Below are 18,450 nucleotides of genomic sequence, written 5' to 3' on the forward strand. Positions count from 1 at the left end.
TACCGAACCACGCTGAACAGCTCATCTCCAGCGAACCGCCGGCCCGCGGCCAGATCGGCGGTGAGCAAAGGCCTCGGCGAGCGTGCCGGGGCCGTGCGGCGCTGCACTAGGCTTGCTCAGCGTGTCGGCGTTGACCCCTGAACAGATCAGTGCGATCGATACCGCGCACGTCTGGCACCCGTACAGCACGATCGGCGCCGAGGCGATGGCGCCGGTGGTGGCGGTGGCGGCCAAGGGGGCCTGGCTCACCCTGGTGCGAGACGGCACCGAGATCCCGGCGCTGGACGCGATGGCCTCGTGGTGGACCGCGGTGCACGGGCACGGCCATCCCGTCCTCGACGAGGCCGTGCGCCGCCAGCTCTCGGTGATGAATCACGTCATGTTCGGCGGGCTCACCCACGAACCGGCCGCCCGGCTGGCCCAGTTACTGGTCGACATCACCCCGCAGGGCCTGGACACGGTGTTCTTCTCCGACTCCGGTTCGGTATCGGTCGAGGTCGCGATCAAGATGGCCCTGCAGTACTGGCGCAGCCTGGGCCGATACGGCAAGAACCGGATGATGACCTGGCGCGGCGGCTATCACGGCGACACGTTCACGCCGATGAGCGTGTGCGATCCCGACGGGGGCATGCACTCGCTGTGGACGGACGTGCTGTTCCCGCAGATTTTCGCCCCTGCCGTCCCCACTGAATACGAGCCCGGCTATGTCGAGGCCTTCGAAGCGCAGCTCCGCCAGCACGCCGACGAGGTCGCGGCGGTGATCGTCGAACCGGTGGTACAGGGGGCGGGCGGGATGCGCTTCCACGACCCCCGCTACCTGGCCGACCTCCGGGACATCTGCGATCGCCACAACGTGCTGCTGATCTTCGACGAGATCGCCACCGGATTCGGGCGTACCGGTGAGATGTTCGCCGCCGACCACGCCGGCGTCAGCCCCGACATCATGTGTGTCGGCAAGGCACTGACGGGTGGGTACGTCACCCTGGCGGCGACGCTGTGCACCCGCGACATCGCCGCCACCATCAGTGGTAGCGATGCCGGAGCGCTGATGCACGGCCCCACGTTCATGGCCAACGCTCTGGCGTGTGCGGTGTCGGTGGCCTCGGTGGAGGTACTGCTCGGACAGGACTGGCGGGGCAAGGTCGCCGAGATCGGCGCCGGTCTGGCACGGGGCCTGGAGCCCGCGCGGGCCCTGCCGTCGGTCGCCGATGTCCGGGTATGCGGTGCCATCGGGGTGATCGAGACCCGCAGGCCCGTCGACGTCCCGACCGTCACCCGCGTCGCCCTGGACAACGGCGTATGGCTGCGGCCGTTCCGCAACCTGATCTACGCGATGCCGCCGTTCGTCTGCACCCCCGACGAAATCGACCAGATCACCTCGGCGATGGTCGCCGCCGCGCGTGCTTTAACCTGAACGGTGTTCAAGTCGCCCCCTGAGGAGTGCTTCGTGACCCGCGTAGGTGTTTCACCGCTGGCTTGGCTCGACGCCGTCGAGCAGCAGCGCCGGCAGGCTGGCCTGCGCCGGTCGTTGCGTCAGCGGCCCGCCGTGGCCTGCGAACTCGACCTGGCCTCCAACGACTACCTGGGGCTGTCCCAGCACCCGGCCGTCATCGACGGCGGTGTGGCCGCGCTGCGTACCTGGGGTGCCGGGTCCACCGGATCGAGGCTGGTGACCGGTAACACCGAACTGCACGAACAGTTCGAGACCGCGCTCGCCGAGTTCATGGGTGCCGAGTCGGCGCTGGTGTTCTCCTCCGGCTACGCCGCCAATCTCGGTGCAGTGACGGCACTTTCAGGCCCCGGCTCGCTGGTGGTCTCCGATGCGCTGGCGCACGCCTCCCTGGTCGACGCCTGCCGGCTGTCGCGGGCGCGGGTTGCGGTGACCGCCCACAATGACGTCGATGCCGTCGAGGCGGCGCTAGCTGCCCGCGACGAGGAACGCGCTCTGGTCATCACCGACTCGGTGTTCAGCACCGACGGTGCGCTGGCGCCGCTGCGGCGGCTGCACGAGGTCTGCCGCAGGCACCGCGCCCTGCTGCTGGTCGACGAGGCGCACGGCCTGGGAGTGCGGGGCAGCGGTGGCCGCGGACTGGTCCACGAGGTGGGCCTGGCCGGTGAGCCCGATGTCGTGGTGACGACGACGATGTCGAAGTCGCTGGGCAGTCAGGGCGGCGTGGTCCTGGGGCCGACCGTGGTCCGTGACCATCTGATCGACGCGGCGCGCACCTTTATTTTCGACACCGGCCTCACCCCGGCAGCCGTCGGCGCGGCGGCCGCGGCGCTGGGTGTGCTGACCGAGGAACCGTGGCGAGCCGAGGCCGTGATCAGCCGGGCCCGCGAGCTCGCGGAGATGTGCGACGTGCCCGAAGCCCCCGAGTCTGCCGTCGTGTCGGTGATCCTGGGCGATCCCGAGGTGGCGGTCGCCACCGCGGCGGCGTGCCTGGACGCCGGTGTGCGGGTCGGCTGCTTCCGCCCGCCGACGGTGCCTGCCGGCACCTCGCGGCTGCGACTGACCGCACGTGCCTCGCTCAGCGATGAGGAAATGGCGCTGGCCCGCGGGATCTTCCGCACTGTGCTGGGTATGCCGCAGTCATGAGCATCCTCGTCATCACGGGCACCAACACCGGCGTCGGCAAGACCGTCGTCACCGCCGCGCTGGCCTGCCACGCCCGGGTCACCGGTCGCGACGTCGCGGTCTGCAAGCCGGTCCAGACCGGCACCGCCGACGGCGACGACGACCTGGCCGAGATACGCCGTCTGGCCGGCGTCACCGAGTTGGTCGGGGTGGCGCGCTACCCGGAGCCACTGGCGCCGGCTGCCGCCGCCGAACACGCCGGCCTGCCGCTGCCGTCGTTGGCCGATCTGCTGGCCGCCGTCCGTGCCGTCGACCGGCCGGGCCAGCTCACCCTCGTCGAAGGGGCGGGCGGACTGCTGGTCGAACTGACCGACAGCGGCGCCACGCTGCGGGACCTGGCAGTCGAACTCGCCGCGCCGGTGCTCACCGTCGCCGAGTCCGGCCTGGGGACTCTCAACCACACCGCCTTGAATTTGGAAGCCCTTGCCAATAAAGGACTTTCGACGGCTGGGCTGGTAATCGGCGCGTGGCCCGCCCAACCGGGCCCGGTCGAGAAGTCGAACCGCGACGCGCTGGCCCGGATGGCGCCGGTACGCGCCGCACTGCCCTCCGGGGCATCGACCCTGTCGCCCAAGGATTTCGAGCTGCTGAGCTCCCGGGCCTTCGATCCCGACTGGGTAGCCGGTCTCTAGGGCCGATGGCGCACTCGATCGAGCTGCTGCTCGACGACCACAGCGACGCCGCGATCCGGCAGCTGTGGGCCGCCCTCGACGATGCGGGACTGCCCAGTCAGCTGCGGGTGAGGTCGGCTACCAACCGCCCGCACATCACGATGCTCGCCGCCGAACGAATCACGCCCGACGTCGACGCCGCGCTGGCGGCCCTGGTGCCGCGTTTCCCACTCGATATCACAATCGGGGCACCCGTGATCTTCACCGGCGCACGGCTCACTCTGGCCCGGCTCGGGGTGGCCTCGGAGCCACTTCTGGACCTGCACCGTGAGGTTTACCAACGCTGCCTGCAGCATGTGGCGCGGGAGCCGTACCGGCACAGCGCACCCGGGTACTGGACACCGCACGTCACGCTGGGGCGCCGGCTGACCGCCGAAGACATCGGCACCGCGATTCAGGTCATCGAACCGCTGTGCGCCGATATCAGCGCCCGCATCGCCGGGCTGCGCCGCTGGGACGGTGACCAGCGGGTCGAGCACCAGTTGATCGGTTAGGGCGCGTCCGCGATGGCCAGCCGTTGGGCGGCCAGCCCGTCGGTGAGCAGTCGCAGACCGAATGCGAACCCCGCCGACGGATCGGTCGACAGCACCGACTGTTGGCCGGGGAGGTCGGCCCCGGCGGCGTCCCACTGCAGCCTGGATTGCTCGTCGGCGGTGACGCCGAGGACGTAGTGCAGCACGGTGCGGGCGGCCTGCACCCGGTGGCCACCGTCGACGCCGGCCTCGCCGGCCGCCTCGGCCAGCACCCCGAGGATGTGGTCGACGGCGCGGGACTGGCCGGCGGCGAAGCTGGCGGACACCAGTTCGGCACCGTCGGTGTGCGAGAGCAGCGCGTCGCGCAACGCGCGGCACACCAGCTCGATGCGCTCGCGCCAGCCGGTTGCGGGCAGCGCGGCGCAGGCGGGCGCCAACACCTCGTCGGCCACCGCGCCGAGCAGTTGCTGCTTGTTGGCGAAATGCCAATACAGGGCACCGGGCGTCACGTCGAGCTCGCGGGCGAGCCGGCGCATCGTGAGGTCGGCGATGCCGTAGTTGTCCAGGATGGCGGCGGCCTTGGCCACCACGTCGCGTTTGTGCAGCTGCACGCCGCTACTCTAACCTGAACGCTGTTCAAGTTCGAGACCTAGCAGGACGTAGCAGGAGGACCGCCGGTGACGCAGGCAGCTGTGGACGTATTGGCATCAGCCCGGGAACAGGTGCTCGAGCGCGGTGAGGGTCTGTCGCAGGAGCAGATCCTCGACGTCCTGCAGCTGCCCGACGACCGGCTCGAGGAGCTGCTCGCGCTGGCCCACGAGGTCCGCATGCGCTGGTGTGGTCCCGAGGTCGAGGTCGAGGGCATCATCAGCCTGAAAACCGGTGGCTGCCCAGAGGATTGCCACTTCTGCTCGCAGTCGGGCCTGTTCTCCTCGCCGGTGCGCAGTGCCTGGCTGGACATCCCGAGCCTGGTCGAGGCCGCCAAGCAGACCGCCAAGACCGGCGCCACCGAGTTCTGCATCGTGGCCGCCGTCCGCGGTCCCGACGAGCGGCTGATGGCCCAGGTCGCCGCTGGTATCGAGGCGATCCGCAATGAGGTGGAGATCCACGTCGCCTGCTCGCTGGGCATGCTCAACCAGGAGCAGGTGGACCGGCTGGCCGAGATGGGCGTGCACCGCTACAACCACAACTTGGAGACGGCCAAGTCGTTCTTCCCGAACGTGGTCACCACCCACACCTGGGAGGAGCGCTGGGAGACGCTGCAGATGGTCCGCGACGCCGGCATGGAGGTCTGCTGCGGCGGCATCCTGGGGATGGGAGAGACGCTGGAGCAGCGCGCCGAGTTCGCCGCCAACCTCGCCGAACTCGACCCGCACGAGGTGCCACTGAACTTCCTGAACCCGCGTCCGGGCACACCGTTCGGTGACCTGGAGGTCCTGCCGGCAGCCGAGGCGCTCAAGGCGGTCGCGGCGTTCCGTCTGGCACTGCCGCGCACTATGCTCCGCTTCGCCGGCGGCCGCGAGATCACCCTGGGCGACCTGGGCGCCAAGAAGGGAATCCTCGGTGGCGTCAACGCCGTCATCGTCGGCAACTACCTGACCACGCTCGGCCGGCCCGCCGAGGCCGACCTCGAGCTGCTCGAGGATTTGCAGATGCCCATCAAGGCCCTCAACGCCAGCCTGTAGTGGTGATGGTCGAGCAGCTGCCCGCGCCGGTCGGTGCCGGGATCTACAACGTCTACACCGGTGCGCAGGCCGGGAGTGCGGTGCCGACGGCGGCGCAGCTCGGTCTGGAGCCGCCCCGGTTCTGTGCCGAGTGCGGTCGCCGGATGGTGGTCCAGGTTCGGCCGGACGGCTGGTGGGCGCAGTGCTCCCGGCACGGCCACGTCGACTCCAAGGACCTGGAGACGCAGCGATGAGCCTCTCGGGCGAAGAGCCTCAGGCAGCGATGAGCCTCTCCCGCCGCTCGGCAGCGGTGATCGTTGTTGGGGGACTGGCACTTTCGGGTGCGATCGTCGGTGCGCTGTGGTCCTGGTTGGCTCCACCCGCCCACGGCGTCGTGGCGCTGACCCGCTCGGGTCAGCGCATTCAGACCTACCTCGGCAGCGAGTCGGATCACCTGTTCGTGGCCGCCGCGATGCTCATCGGCATGCTCACCCCGCTGGCGATCATCGCCGCGGTACTGGTGTGGCAGTGGCGGGCACACCGCGGCCCGGTGCTGGTGACCGCACTCTGGGTCGGTTCGGTGGCGGCGGCCGCCACGGCCGCGGGAGTCGGTGCGGCACTGGCGCATTGGCGCTACGGCAGTGTCCCGTTCGAGACGGCCCCGGTGACTCCGGAGCATCGCATCTACTACTTCACCGAGGCGCCGCCGGTCTTCTTCGCCCACGGCCCGTTGCAGATCGCGACCACGCTGCTGTTCCCCGCGGCGATCGCGGCTCTGGTCTATGCGCTGATGGCGGTGGCCACTCCGCGCGACGATCTCGGTGCGTCACCGGCCCAGGAGCATCCCGACCTGCTGATCCCGGCGCAGCCTTAAGGGGTCAGAGCGGGCGGAACGGAACCCGGCCGCCGGCCATCACGCGGGCGACGATGCCGCCAAGCCGCCACATACCGGCGTAGGTCATCGGATTGAGTAGCGTCGGCCAGTGGGTGCGGATGATGTGTGCGTCCAGCGGTCGGCCGGCGAACCGGTCGGTCAGCCAGCGCAGTGTCATCGGGGCCGACATCGGGTGCAGCAGCATGTGTTCGCTGAACATGTCGCGGTGGTAGGTAACCTGCGCGCCACCGGCGTAATAGGTCTGCGCCAGATCGTCGATGTCTTCCACGGCGATCACCGAGTCGTGCACGGCCTGCACGATCAGCACCGGAAGTTCCGGTGCCGTCCCGCCGAGCTTGATGCTGGCGAAGACGTCCTGCACCTCCGGCATCTCGAGCACGTCGTCGAGGGGCGGGCGCACCAGATCGTCCATGTCCTTACGGAACATCCGGATGACGGCTTGCATGGTGGTCATCTGGTCCAGGCTGGCCAGCAGGGCGCGGCCGTCCTCGGTGGCGTGCTCCTCGATCACCCGGTTGAGTTCGGGGAAGGTCTTCGCCAGGGCCGAGACCACCAGTGCGGGCAGCGCCGCCAGGTAGGAGCCGTTGAGCCTGCGGAAGGTGTTGCCCAGATCGCCGACCGGCGACCCCAGTACGGCACCGACGATGTTGAGTTCGGGGGCGTACTCGGCGTGCACTTCGGCCGCCCAGGCGCTGGCCAGCCCGCCGCCGGAGTAGCCCCACAGTCCGACCTGGCTGTCCTTGGCCAAGCCGAACCGCTCGAAATTCAAGGTGGCGCGCAGCCCGTCGAGCACCCGGTAGCCCGGCTCGTGCGGGGCGCCCCACATGCCGTCGGGGCCTTCGTGATCGGGCACCGAGACCACCCAACCCTCGGCGAGTGCGGCGGCCACCAGCAGATACTCCAGCTGAGCCAACGAGCCGACCGCCTTGGCATGCCTGCGCATCGCGTAGGACGGGAAGCACCGTGCGGAGACCGCGTCGATGGCGCACTGGTAGGACACCACGTGGCGGGTGTGCTCGGGGCTGTGACCGGCAGGCACCAGAACGGTGGTCACCGCTGCCTGGGGGATGCCGTTGAGATCCTGGGAGCGGTACAGCAGCTGGGTGGCGTTCACCCGCTGGGGGACCAGGCCGAGAAAGCCCAGTTCGACGTCGCGTGAACGCAGGACCGTGCCCGGCTCGGAGTGCTCGAAGCCGGCCGGCGGCCCGTAGAACGGATCGTTGCCGGGCAGCACGGGGCGGCCGCCACGTACGAGCTCCTCGTGCGGTGCGCGGCCGATCCATTCGGGACTCGGGACCCCGGCGGCAACAGTCATTGCCACCCTTCATACCTTAAGAAGCGTCTAAGAATCCAGTCGACTCACCCAGGGGGGCGCAACGCGGCGAACTCGTCGGTGACCCGGATCTGGGAGTCGGTGAAGCGGTACAGGGCGGCTGGCCGGCCCCCGTTGCGGCCCGGGTGCGCCGTGGTTCCGGTCGGGGTGATGACACCGCGGCGGCCCAGCACCCGTTGCAGGTTGGTGGCGTCCACCTGGTAGCCCAGCGCTGCCCCGTAGATGTCCCGCAGAGTCGACAATGCGAATTCCCTTGGCGCCAAGGCGAATCCGATGTTCGTATAGGAGAGTTTGGCCACCAGGCGGGCCTGGGCGTAGGCCACCATCGGCCCGTGGTCGAAGGCCATCGGCGGCAGGTCGTTCACCGGGTGCCAGCGGGTGTCCGGTGGAAGTTCCGGGGTAGCGGGGGAGGGCACCAACCCCAGGAATGTCGACGCGATGGTGCGCACGCCCGGAACGCGTCCGGGTTCGGAGAACACCGCAAGCTGCTCGAGGTGGGCGATCTCACGGACGTCGACCTTCTCGGCGAGCTGGCGGCGAACCGAGGTGGTGAGGTCTTCGTCGTCGCGCAGCCGGCCGCCGGGCAACGCCCATTTGCCGCGCTCGGGATCCAGCGCCCGCTGCCATAACAGCACGTTGAGGGCGGGTTTCCGGGAGGTGACGTCACCAACCTGGAATACGACGGCGAGCACTTCATGTTCAGTGCTAGTATGACGCATGTTTTCGATTATAAGTCGAAAACCCCGGACACCAGACAGGAGGCGGCAATGACCGTCCTGGATCGTGCGGATGCAGCCGCGAACGGCCTGGCCGCGCACATCACCGACGGCCCCGGTGGCTACACCGGCGTGATCGGTGACGAGGAGTGGGCTGCCGAAGTTCGCCGACTGGCGACGTTGCGCGGCGCCACCATCCTGGCGCACAACTACCAGCTGCCGGCCATTCAGGATGTCGCCGACCATGTTGGTGACTCGCTCGCGCTGTCCCGGATCGCCGCCGACGCCCCCGAAGACACCATCGTGTTCTGCGGTGTGCACTTCATGGCCGAGACCGCCAAGATTCTGAGCCCGGACAAGACTGTCCTGATTCCCGATCAGCGCGCCGGATGCTCCCTGGCCGACTCCATCACCGCCGACGATCTGCGGGCGTGGAAGGCCGAATACCCCGACGCGGTGGTGGTCTCCTACGTGAACACCACCGCCGCGGTGAAGGCGCTGACCGACATCTGCTGCACCTCGTCGAATGCTGTCGAGGTGGTGGCGTCCATACCGGCCGACCGCGAGGTGCTGTTCTGCCCCGACCAGTTCCTCGGCGCCCATGTCCGCCGGGTCACCGGCCGGGAGAACCTGCGCATCTGGGCCGGTGAATGCCACGTGCACGCGGGCATCAACGGGGACGAGCTGGCCGACCAGGCCCGCAGCCACCCCGACGCCGAGCTGTTCGTCCACCCCGAATGTGGTTGCGCCACATCGGCGTTGTACCTGGCCGGCGAGGGCGCGTTCCCGGCGGACCGGGTGAAGATCCTGTCCACCGGCGGCATGCTGGACGCGGCCAAGGCCTCGCACGCCAAGCAGGTCCTGGTGGCTACCGAGGTCGGCATGCTGCACCAGTTGCGCCGTGCCGCACCGGGTATCGACTTCCAGGCGGTCAATGACCGGGCGTCCTGCACCTACATGAAGATGATCACTCCAGCCGCACTGCTGCGCTGTCTGATCGAGGGCGCCGACGAGGTCGACGTCGATCCGGAGACCGCCCGCCTGGCCCGCGCCAGCGTGCAGCGGATGATCGAGATCGGCCAGCCTGGCGGCGGGGAATGACACGCCGCCCGGCCTGCGGTGCCAACAGCGCGGGTGTCGACTGGCAGCAGCGTTCCGACGTGGTGGTGATCGGCACCGGGGTGGCCGGCCTGGCCGCGGCCCTGGCCGCGTACCGAAAGGGCGCTCGCACCGTCATTTTGAGTAAAGCCGACGACACCGCGACGTTCTACGCCCAGGGCGGCATCGCGGTTGTTCTGCCGCACACCGATGACTCCGTCGAGTCCCACGTGCGGGACACGCTGGCGGCCGGTGCGGGTCTGTGCGACGCCGACGCGGTGCGCTCGATCGTCGCCGACGGCTACCGCGCCGTGGCGGATCTGGTCGACGACGGTGCCCGCTTCGACGAGAGCGCCCCGGGGCAGTGGGCCCTGACGCGCGAAGGCGGCCACTCGATGCGCCGCATCATCCATGCCGGCGGGGACGCGACCGGTGCCGAGGTGCAGCGCGCCCTCAATCACGCTGCGGCCACGCTGGACATCCGGCGTAACCACGTCGCGCTGGAGATCCTGCACGACGGGGCTGCGGTCACCGGCGTGCTTGTGCGCAACCCCGACGGACTCGGCATCGTGCACGCACCGTCGGTCATCCTGGCCACCGGCGGGGCAGGTCATCTCTACAGCGCCACCACCAATCCGGAGGGCTCCACCGGCGACGGCATCGCGCTGGCGCTGTGGGCCGGTGTCGGGGTGAGCGATGTCGAGTTCATCCAGTTCCATCCGACGATGCTCTTCGGCGGTGGAGCCGGCGGACGTCGCCCGCTGATCACCGAGGCGTTGCGCGGCGAGGGCGCGGTACTGCGTGACGCCGGCGGCCAATCGGTGACCGCGGGCGTGCATCCGATGGGTGACCTGGCGCCGCGCGACGTGGTCGCCGCGGCCATCGAAGCCCGGCTGCGTGAGACCGGTGACGAGTGTGTCTTCCTCGACGCCCGGGCCGTCGAGGACGTCGAGCGGCGTTTCCCGACCGTCACGGCGGCCTGCCGTGCTGCGGGTATCGACCTGACCACACAGCCCATCCCGGTGGTGCCGGGTGCCCACTACAGCTGCGGCGGGGTGAACACCGACGTGCACGGCCGTACCGAACTTCCGGGCTTGTTCGCCGCTGGCGAGGTGGCCCGTACCGGGATGCACGGCGCCAACCGGCTGGCATCCAACAGCCTGCTGGAAGGTCTGGTGGTGGGTGGTCGCGCCGGACGTGCCGCCGCGGCGCACGCCGCAACCGCCGGTACACCGCTGGCGAAAGTCGAACCAGTACAGCGTGATTCGCTGGACCGGCGGGTGCTGCAGTCGGCGATGACGCACTACGCCTCGGTGGTCCGGGACGCCGACGGGCTGGACCGGCTCACCGAAGCCCTGTCGGCGGCTGCCCCGCGCCGGCTGAGCAGCCGCGCGGACTTCGAGGATGTCGCCCTCACGGCCACGGCCCGCGTCGTGGCCGCAGCCGCCCTGGCCCGCGCCGAAACCCGAGGCTGCCACCACCGCGGCGACTATCCGCAGACCGATCCGGCACAGGCGTTCAGCCGCATTCTGCATGCCGAGCCGGCCAGGGCTTGCCTGTCATGAACCTCACCGACGACGAACGCACCCAGGCGCTCCTCACGATCCGCCGCGGCCTGGACGAGGACCTGCGTTACGGGCCCGACGTCACCACCGTGGCCACCGTCCCCGCCGATGCCACCACCGTCGCGGCGCTGGTGTCCCGGGAACCCGGTGTGGCGGCCGGCATCGACGTCGCGCTGCTGGTACTCGACGAGGTCCTCGGCACCGAGGGCTACCGGATCGTCGAGCGGGTCGCCGACGGCACCCGACTGGAGGCCGGATCGACGCTGCTGCGGGTGCAGGGCCCGACCCGCGGTTTGTTGACCGCTGAGCGCACGCTGCTCAACCTGGTCTGCCACCTGTCCGGGATCGCCACGGCCACTGCCGCGTGGGTGGACGCCGTCGAGGGCACCCACGCCAAGATCCGCGACACCCGCAAGACGTTGCCGGGCCTGCGGGCGCTGCAGAAATACGCGGTACGCGTCGGCGGCGGGGTCAACCACCGGATGGGCCTCGGCGATGCCGCGCTGATCAAGGACAACCACGTCGCGGCCGCAGGTTCGGTGGTCGCCGCACTGCATGCCGTGCGCGCGGCTGCCCCGGATCTGCCGTGCGAGGTCGAGGTCGACACCCTCGAACAGCTCGACGAGGTGCTCGCCGAGGATGTGCAACTCATCCTGCTGGACAACTTCCCGGTCTGGCAGACCCAGATCGCCGTGCAGCGCCGTGCTGCCCGCGCACCCGGCGTGCTGCTGGAGTCCTCGGGCGGACTGAGCCTGGACACCGCGGCCGAGTACGCCGGCACCGGCGTCGACTATCTTGCGGTAGGAGCGCTGACGCACTCGGTGCGCGTCCTCGACGTCGGTCTGGACCTGTGAGTCGTTAGGCGATTTCGGCCGCGAAGGCTCCGACCCCGCGTCGCAGTTGGGCGCGCGCCATCCGCGGCAGACCCGGCTCGTCGCTGCCTGCCGGTATCACCCGAGGGTTGACCAGATGCAGGTCTTCGCCCTTGAAACGAAGGTCGGCCGCACCGGCAGCGAGGACGTTCTTCACCCAGTTGGTCTTGCCGTGGATCAGCATGATGACCACGGTGTTGCCCGACCGGAAGGGCGTCACGACCGTTTCGTAGGTGGTGCCCGACTTGCGGCCGTGGTGCTTGATGACCGCCATGCCGGGCAGGTACTTGGCGATCGGCGCGATGACCGGATTGAGGTACTTGATCTGGAAGTTCTCGGCCCAGACCGGGACCTTCATCGGCACGCCGGGTGCGTTGTTGGGGTGATCCTTCGTCGACGACATAGTGGCTACGTTAGGTCGTCGGCGCCGGCTCGTCAGCTGCGGCGGCGTCAATGGGGGACTGAATCAAGTCGAGCGCTTCCCGCTGCTGGCGTTTGACGGCCTTGGCTGCCGCCCGGCCCCCGCTGCGGCGGGCGGCCCGGCGGAGCTTTCGCCGGGCCCGCGCGGAGGGCAGTGACGCCAGCACCGCGGGGTCGACACCGGCCGGCGGGGCCGCCTCGATGAGGCCGACCAGGCGGCGCCGTTCGTAGCGCAACAGCAGCGCCACGGCGATACCGAACACGGCGATGTTGATGGCGAACTTGCCGAGGATGCCGGGAACCGGAGCATCCCAGACGAAGTGCATGAACGGGCCGGCGGCCAGCAGCGGCACGGCGACCAGCACGCGGCGCCGCCAGGTCCAATGGCCGCGGTCGGCGAAGGTGGGCAGCAGGATAAGCACGCCAACGGTCACCACGGACGTGTAGGCCCAGTGTGCCGGGATGGCGGTGAGGATCCGGATCAGAAGGTTCTGTCCCGCGCCGGACAGGTCCGAGTCCAGGCTCGTCAGCGCATCGTTGGTCGCATAGCTGAGGTCCTCCATCACGTCGAAGCCGAAGCCGACGAACATGCCGACGAGCAGGGCTTGCGAAATCCGGTTGAACACCGTGGCGCACAACAGCAGGATGACCGCGGCGCACAGTGCCTTGGCGGCCTCCTCGATGATCGGTGCGGTCAACGCGGGAGCCCAGAGCGTGAGCGTGTCGGGCTCGATGTAACGGGCCCACACCCCGGACAGCGCGGTGTTTCCGTTCATCGCCATCAGCAGCGCGATCGTGCCGCCGAGTGCGGCACCGGCCACCAACACCTGCGGGTAGTTGCGCACGCTGCGGTACGGATCGAACTTGTACATCAGCCAGACCAGAAACACGATGAACGCCAACCAGATCGGGCTCAGCAGCAGTTCGGCGGTCATCGTCTCGTGGATTGCGCCGCCGTATTCGAGCAGCAAGCCGAACGCGCCGATCACCACGGCGACCACGTAGAGCCAGAAGAGTGCGGATTCGGGGCGGTAGACCACGGGTCGGCGCAGCGGCGCGGTCACTGCTGCCCCCTGCTGATGAGGTCGATGATCTGGCTCATCGGCGGTGCGGGTTGTCCGGGTGAGCCCAGTGCGATCACCGAGACGATCACGTCGTCGTCGTGCAGGAAGGCACACGTCCCGGTGGCGGACTCGGTGACGACGACGCAGGTGTCGCCGCCGAGCTTTCCGTCGGAGGAGGAGATGTGGCCCCCGTCGAGTGCGGAGGTGAAGCCCTGGATGCGGTGCAGGCGGATGAGCCGGTCGGTCACCGCCTCCGGATCCCGCTGGTCGCGGTCGAACGCCTCGACCAACACGGTGACACCGTCATTGCGCAGCACCGCGCTGGCGCCCTGGTCGAGTGCCTCCCAGCCCTGCGGCGTCTCCACGGCCACGACCTTGCCCTCGTCGGTGACGGCGGTGATCTCTTCGTGGGCAGCCTCGGCGGTATTCCACTGACGTTGCGGCAGGGCCGCGTCCAGGATCATCGGTACCAGCGGCACGGCCAGCATCAGCGCACCCAGGACTGCGGCAGCAGTTTTCTGCCGAAACCTGGACAAGGTCGAAGTGGTGGACAAGGCGCGGCCCCCCGGTGATGCGCGGTTCCATCGTTGTAGTTGCCAGGTAACCCTAACCGGTGCAACCGCAGCTGTCTCAGGTCGCCGCGCTGCGGCGCACGAGCGACAGCACCACCGCCGCAGCGGCGAACAGCCCGGAGAACGTCCGGTTCAGCGACCGCTGCTGGCGAGGGGTGCGCAGCCATGTCAACAACCGTGCCGCCAGTCCGGTGTAGGCGCCCATCACCACTAGGTCGACGACCACCATCGTCGCGGCGATGGCCAGGTATTGGGGCAGCAGCGGGGCGGTCGGCACCACGAACTGCGGCAGCACCGCGAGGAGGAACACCAGGCCCTTCGGGTTGGTGACATTGATCAGGAACCCCCGCACCACCAGCGACAACCGTCCGCACTCCGACGAGGTGTTGAGCTGCTCACCGAGATCACCGGGCCGGATCCGCCATTGCCGCACGGCCAGGAACACCAGATAGGCCACCCCGATCCACTTGATCACGGTGAAGGCGACCACGGATTGTGCGACGGCCGCGCCCAGCCCCACGGCCACTGCCGCCAGCTGCATCATCAGGCCGATTTCCAGGCCGGTGATGCTCCAGTATCCGCGGCGCAGGCCGCAGCTCAGACCGGTGGACATCGACTGGATCGCACCGGCACCGGGGGAGACGCTGATCGCGATCGAGGCGCCGACGAAAGCCAGCCACAGGTCCCATTGCATAGCCGCAGTATCGGGGCTGCCCCCGTCCGCGCCCAATCGATTTTTATTCGGGTGCACCGATACGGGACAATTGCGGTGATGACCAGCTTCGCGATGTCCCGGATCGACCTGCGCGGCCAGAACCTGACCGCCGCCCAGTTGCGCTCGGCGCTGCCGCGCGGCGGGGTGGACGTCGACGCCGTCGTGCCCACCGTGCGCCCCATCGTCGACGATGTCGCGGCCCGGGGTGCCGTCGCCGCACTGGAGTACGGCGAGAAGTTCGATGGGGTGCGGCCCGCTGCGGTGCGGGTTCCGGTGTCCGCGCTGGTCGACGCGCTCGCCGCGCTCGACCCTGCGGTGCGGACCGCCTTGGAGGTGGCCATCGAGCGCACCCGTGCCGTGCATGCGGATCAGCGGCGCACCGACACCACGACGCTGTTCGACAACGGTGCCGCGGTCACCGAACGATGGGTCCCCGTCGAGCGGGTCGGCCTGTACGTGCCCGGTGGCAACGCCGTCTACCCGTCCAGCGTGGTGATGAACGTGGTCCCCGCCCAGGCGGCTGGGGTCGAATCACTGGTGGTGGCCAGCCCGCCGCAGGCGCAATTCGGTGGACTGCCGCATCCGACCATCCTGGCTGCCGCCCGGTTGCTCGGCGTCGACGAGGTGTGGGCGGTCGGCGGGGCGCAGTCGGTGGCCCTGCTGGCCTTCGGCGGTACCGACACCGACGGCACCGAACTGGCGCCGGTCGACATGATCACCGGGCCGGGCAACATCTACGTCACCGCAGCCAAGCGCATCTGCCGCTCCCAGGTCGGCATCGACGCCGAGGCGGGCCCGACCGAGATCGCGATCCTGGCCGACTACACCGCCGACCCGGTGCACGTCGCCGCCGACCTGATCAGCCAGGCCGAGCATGACGTGATGGCGGCCAGCGTGCTGGTGACCGACAGCGCGGCCTTGGCTGATGCCACCGATACCGAACTGGCCAACCAGCTACAGACCACCGTGCACCGCGCCCGGGTCACCGAGGCGCTGACCGGCAAGCAGTCGGCGATCGTGCTTGTCGACGACGTCGACACCGGTATCAAGGTCGTGAACGCTTATGCCGCAGAACATTTGGAGATCCAGACTGTCGCGGCCAACGAGGTGGCCGGCCGGGTGCGGGCAGCCGGGGCGATCTTCGTCGGGCCGTGGTCGCCGGTGAGCCTGGGCGACTACTGCGCGGGCTCCAACCACGTGCTGCCCACTGCCGGGTGCGCCCGGCACTCCAGCGGACTGTCGGTGCAGACCTTCCTACGCGGCATCCACGTCGTGGACTACACCGAGGCCGCCCTCAAGGACGTTGCCGGCCATGTGATCACGCTGGCCAAGGCCGAGGACCTGCCGGCTCACGGTGAGGCGGTCCGCCGGAGGTTCGAGAGATGACAGTGCCCGGCGCCGGCGTCGCGCTGTCCGATCTACCGCTGCGCGACGATCTGCGCGGCCAGTCGCCGTACGGTGCACCGCAACTCGACGTTCCGGTACGGCTGAACACCAACGAGAACCCGCACCCGCCGAGCCAGGCCCTGATCGACGACGTGGCCCGCTCGGTGCAGGCCGCCGCCGCCGACCTGCACCGCTATCCCGACCGGGATGCGGTTGCCTTGCGTGAAGACCTCGCCGCCTACCTGCGCGCCGAGACCGGCGTGCACGTCGGCGTCGAGAATGTCTGGGCGGCAAACGGTTCCAACGAGATCCTGCAGCAGCTGCTGCAGGCTTTCGGCGGCCCGGGCCGCAGCGCGATCGGCTTCGTGCCGTCGTATTCGATGCACTCAATCATCGCCGGCGGAACCCAGACCGAGTGGATCGCCTCGGCGCGCGCCAGCGACTTCAGCCTGGACGTCGACACCGCGATCGCCGCGATCGCCGACCGCAACCCGGATGTCGTCTTCGTCACCAGCCCGAACAATCCCTCGGGGCAGAGCATCCCGCTCGACGACCTGCGCCGGCTACTGGACGCCATGACGCACGGCATCCTCATCGTGGACGAGGCCTACGTCGAGTTCTCCAGCCAGCCCAGCGCGATCGCGCTCATCGACGAGTACCCGGCGCGGGTCATCGTCAGCCGCACGATGAGCAAGGCCTTCGCCTTCGCCGGCGGCAGGCTGGGGTATCTGGTCGCCGCCCCGGCGATCATCGACGCCGTTCTGCTGGTCCGCCTGCCTTACCACCTGTCAGTGGTCACCCAGGCCGCCGCCCGCGCCGCGCTGCGTCACGCCGACGACACGCTGGGCAGTGTCGCGCAACTCGTCGCCGAGCGTCAGCGGGTCAGCGCCGCCCTCGAACAGCAGGGCTACCGGGTCATCCCGAGCGACGCCAACTATGTGCTGTTCGGCGAATTTGCCGATGCGCCCGGCGCCTGGCAGCGCTACCTGGACAACGGCGTCCTCATCCGCGATGTCGGCATTCCCGGATATCTGCGCACCACCATCGGCCTGGCCGACGAGAACGACGCCTTCCTTGCCGTCAGCGCACAGCTGGCCGGCACCGAACTGGCTCACCTAGGAGCATCATGACCGCCATCGAGACCCCGGCCCGCCGCGCGAAGGTCGAACGCAAGACCAAGGAATCCGACATCGTCGTCGAGCTCGACCTGGACGGCTCCGGTGATGTCCGGGTCGAGACCGGGGTGCCGTTCTTCGACCACATGCTCACCTCGCTGGGCACCCACGCGAGTTTCGACATGACGATCACCGCCCGCGGCGACGTCGACATCGAGGGCCATCACACCATCGAGGACACCGCGATCGTGCTCGGTACCGCACTCGGTCAGGCTCTTGGCGACAAGAAGGGCATCCGTCGCTTCGGTGACGCCTACATCCCGATGGACGAGACCCTGGCGCACGCCGCCGTGGACCTGTCCGGCCGGCCGTACTTCGTGCACACCGGTGAGCCGGAGTTCATGGTGGAGTTCACCATTGCCGGCTCCAGCGTGCCGTACCACACGGTGGTGAATCGGCACGTGTTCGAGTCGCTGGCGTTCAACGCCCGCATCGCCCTGCACGTGCGGACCCTCTACGGGCGCGACCCGCACCACATCACCGAGGCCCAGTACAAGGCGGTGGCGCGTGCGCTGCGCCAAGCCGTCGAGCCAGATCCGCGGGTGGTCGGCGTGCCGTCCACCAAAGGCGCACTGTGACAGCAAAATCGGTGGTGGTGCTCGACTACGGATCGGGCAACCTGCGCTCGGCGCAGCGGGCACTGGAACGGGTCGGGGCCGACGTCGAGGTCACCGCGGACGCGGGCGCGGCGATGGCGGCCGACGGTCTGGTGGTCCCGGGGGTCGGCGCCTACGAAGCCTGTATGACCGGGCTGCGCGGCATCGGCGGGGAGCACATCATCGCTGACCGGGTGGCCGCCGGCCGGCCGGTGCTCGGGGTGTGTGTCGGCATGCAGATCCTGTTCTCCCGCGGTGTCGAGTTCGGTGTCGAGTCGGTGGGGTGCGGGCAGTGGCCCGGATCGGTGACGCGGCTGGACGCCCCGGTGATCCCGCACATGGGCTGGAATGTCGTCGACGCCGCGCCGGGCAGCACATTGTTCAAGGGGCTGGACGCCGACACCCGGTTCTATTTCGTGCATTCCTACGCGGCGCAGACGTGGGAGGGCGCACCCGACGCGCTGCTGACGTGGGCGACCCATCACGTGCGGTTCCTGGCCGCCGTCGAGGACGGTCCGTTGTCGGCCACACAGTTTCATCCGGAGAAGAGTGGCGACGCCGGTGCGGCGCTACTCGCGAATTGGGTTGAGGGGCTTTAAG

General features: G+C 69.3%; 21 protein-coding genes. 14 read left to right on the top strand and 7 right to left on the bottom strand.

Features of this window, described 5'->3' with window-relative positions:
* Positions 1-121 precede the first annotated feature (121 nt).
* The 4 genes from G6N35_RS05635 to G6N35_RS05650 are packed head-to-tail and all read left to right on the top strand — an operon-like array spanning position 122 to position 3,800.
* A complete protein-coding gene (locus tag G6N35_RS05635; RefSeq protein WP_163803366.1) occupies positions 122-1,414 on the top strand; it encodes an adenosylmethionine--8-amino-7-oxononanoate transaminase in 1,293 nt (430 codons plus the stop codon).
* A gap of 33 nt (positions 1,415-1,447) precedes the next feature.
* Positions 1,448-2,596: an 8-amino-7-oxononanoate synthase gene (locus G6N35_RS05640; RefSeq protein WP_163803367.1), complete on the top strand. Its 1,149-nt coding sequence runs from the start codon at positions 1,448-1,450 to the stop codon at positions 2,594-2,596.
* Positions 2,593-3,267: a dethiobiotin synthase gene (gene bioD, locus G6N35_RS05645; protein ID WP_163803368.1), complete on the top strand. Its 675-nt coding sequence runs from the start codon at positions 2,593-2,595 to the stop codon at positions 3,265-3,267. Before G6N35_RS05640 ends, bioD begins: the two co-directional genes overlap by 4 nt.
* Positions 3,268-3,272: 5 nt before the next feature.
* Complete coding sequence (locus G6N35_RS05650; protein ID WP_163803369.1) at positions 3,273-3,800, top strand: 2'-5' RNA ligase family protein; 528 nt, start codon at positions 3,273-3,275, stop codon at positions 3,798-3,800.
* Here G6N35_RS05650 and G6N35_RS05655 read toward each other — a convergent pair.
* Positions 3,797-4,390, bottom strand: a complete 594-nt coding sequence (locus G6N35_RS05655) for a TetR/AcrR family transcriptional regulator (protein ID WP_163803370.1) — start codon at positions 4,388-4,390, stop codon at positions 3,797-3,799. The genes G6N35_RS05650 and G6N35_RS05655 overlap by 4 nt on opposite strands.
* A gap of 81 nt (positions 4,391-4,471) precedes the next feature.
* Here G6N35_RS05655 and bioB point away from each other — a divergent pair, with 81 nt between their 5' ends.
* Genes bioB through G6N35_RS05670 form a run of 3 tightly spaced genes read left to right on the top strand, consistent with a single transcriptional unit; the run spans position 4,472 to position 6,317 of the window.
* A complete protein-coding gene (gene bioB, locus G6N35_RS05660) occupies positions 4,472-5,464 on the top strand; it encodes a biotin synthase BioB (RefSeq protein WP_179967443.1) in 993 nt (330 codons plus the stop codon).
* Positions 5,465-5,469: 5 nt separating this feature from the next.
* The gene (gene bsaP, locus G6N35_RS05665; RefSeq protein ID WP_163807484.1) at positions 5,470-5,697 is read left to right on the top strand and encodes a biotin synthase auxiliary protein BsaP; all 228 of its coding nucleotides are present in this window, start codon (positions 5,470-5,472) and stop codon (positions 5,695-5,697) included.
* Between the two features lie 29 nt (positions 5,698-5,726).
* Positions 5,727-6,317, top strand: coding sequence for a DUF2567 domain-containing protein (locus G6N35_RS05670; RefSeq protein ID WP_246224220.1), 591 nt, complete (start codon positions 5,727-5,729; stop codon positions 6,315-6,317).
* A 4-nt stretch (positions 6,318-6,321) separates the two neighbouring features.
* On the opposite strand, the gene G6N35_RS05675 is transcribed toward G6N35_RS05670, so the two are convergent.
* Complete coding sequence (locus G6N35_RS05675) at positions 6,322-7,653, bottom strand: lipase family protein (protein WP_163807485.1); 1,332 nt, start codon at positions 7,651-7,653, stop codon at positions 6,322-6,324.
* A gap of 44 nt (positions 7,654-7,697) precedes the next feature.
* Entirely contained in the window at positions 7,698-8,390 is a 693-nt protein-coding gene (locus G6N35_RS05680; RefSeq protein WP_163803373.1) for an NUDIX hydrolase, read from the bottom strand.
* 48 nt (positions 8,391-8,438) lie between these two features.
* Between G6N35_RS05680 and nadA the strand changes: the two genes are divergently transcribed.
* Genes nadA through nadC form a run of 3 tightly spaced genes read left to right on the top strand, consistent with a single transcriptional unit; the run spans position 8,439 to position 11,904 of the window.
* Positions 8,439-9,488: a quinolinate synthase NadA gene (gene nadA / locus G6N35_RS05685; RefSeq protein ID WP_163803374.1), complete on the top strand. Its 1,050-nt coding sequence runs from the start codon at positions 8,439-8,441 to the stop codon at positions 9,486-9,488.
* Positions 9,485-11,050 carry an L-aspartate oxidase gene (locus G6N35_RS05690; RefSeq protein WP_163803375.1) on the top strand — a complete coding sequence of 522 codons (1,566 nt, stop codon included), beginning with the start codon at positions 9,485-9,487 and terminating at the stop codon, positions 11,048-11,050. Before nadA ends, G6N35_RS05690 begins: the two co-directional genes overlap by 4 nt.
* A complete protein-coding gene (gene nadC / locus G6N35_RS05695) occupies positions 11,047-11,904 on the top strand; it encodes a carboxylating nicotinate-nucleotide diphosphorylase (RefSeq protein ID WP_163803376.1) in 858 nt (285 codons plus the stop codon). The genes G6N35_RS05690 and nadC overlap by 4 nt, the downstream gene beginning before the upstream one ends.
* A gap of 4 nt (positions 11,905-11,908) precedes the next feature.
* Here the strand turns inward: nadC and G6N35_RS05700 are convergent, their stop codons facing one another.
* The 4 genes from G6N35_RS05700 to G6N35_RS05715 form a co-directional block, all read right to left on the bottom strand.
* Positions 11,909-12,325: a nitroreductase family deazaflavin-dependent oxidoreductase gene (locus tag G6N35_RS05700; protein ID WP_163803377.1), complete on the bottom strand. Its 417-nt coding sequence runs from the start codon at positions 12,323-12,325 to the stop codon at positions 11,909-11,911.
* A 10-nt stretch (positions 12,326-12,335) separates the two neighbouring features.
* Entirely contained in the window at positions 12,336-13,406 is a 1,071-nt protein-coding gene (locus tag G6N35_RS05705; protein WP_246224221.1) for a PrsW family intramembrane metalloprotease, read from the bottom strand.
* A complete protein-coding gene (locus G6N35_RS05710) occupies positions 13,403-13,960 on the bottom strand; it encodes a hypothetical protein (protein ID WP_163803378.1) in 558 nt (185 codons plus the stop codon). The genes G6N35_RS05705 and G6N35_RS05710 overlap by 4 nt, the downstream gene beginning before the upstream one ends.
* Before the next feature lie 76 nt (positions 13,961-14,036).
* Positions 14,037-14,672: a LysE family transporter gene (locus tag G6N35_RS05715; RefSeq protein ID WP_163803379.1), complete on the bottom strand. Its 636-nt coding sequence runs from the start codon at positions 14,670-14,672 to the stop codon at positions 14,037-14,039.
* Positions 14,673-14,750: 78 nt separating this feature from the next.
* On the opposite strand from G6N35_RS05715, the gene hisD reads away from it, so the two are divergent.
* Genes hisD through hisH form a run of 4 tightly spaced genes read left to right on the top strand, consistent with a single transcriptional unit; the run spans position 14,751 to position 18,449 of the window.
* Positions 14,751-16,079 carry a histidinol dehydrogenase gene (gene hisD / locus G6N35_RS05720; RefSeq protein WP_163803380.1) on the top strand — a complete coding sequence of 443 codons (1,329 nt, stop codon included), beginning with the start codon at positions 14,751-14,753 and terminating at the stop codon, positions 16,077-16,079.
* Positions 16,076-17,209 (top strand): histidinol-phosphate transaminase, encoded by a 1,134-nt coding sequence (locus tag G6N35_RS05725; RefSeq protein WP_163803381.1) that lies wholly within the window; start codon positions 16,076-16,078, stop codon positions 17,207-17,209. The genes hisD and G6N35_RS05725 overlap by 4 nt, the downstream gene beginning before the upstream one ends.
* Positions 17,206-17,832 (top strand): imidazoleglycerol-phosphate dehydratase HisB, encoded by a 627-nt coding sequence (gene hisB / locus G6N35_RS05730; RefSeq protein WP_163803382.1) that lies wholly within the window; start codon positions 17,206-17,208, stop codon positions 17,830-17,832. The genes G6N35_RS05725 and hisB overlap by 4 nt, the downstream gene beginning before the upstream one ends.
* The gene (gene hisH, locus G6N35_RS05735; protein ID WP_163803383.1) at positions 17,829-18,449 is read left to right on the top strand and encodes an imidazole glycerol phosphate synthase subunit HisH; all 621 of its coding nucleotides are present in this window, start codon (positions 17,829-17,831) and stop codon (positions 18,447-18,449) included. The genes hisB and hisH overlap by 4 nt, the downstream gene beginning before the upstream one ends.
* The last annotated feature ends 1 nt before the right edge of the window (position 18,450 follow it).

The organism is Mycolicibacterium anyangense, assembly GCF_010731855.1.
GTDB classification, from domain to species: Bacteria; Actinomycetota; Actinomycetes; order Mycobacteriales; family Mycobacteriaceae; genus Mycobacterium; species Mycobacterium anyangense.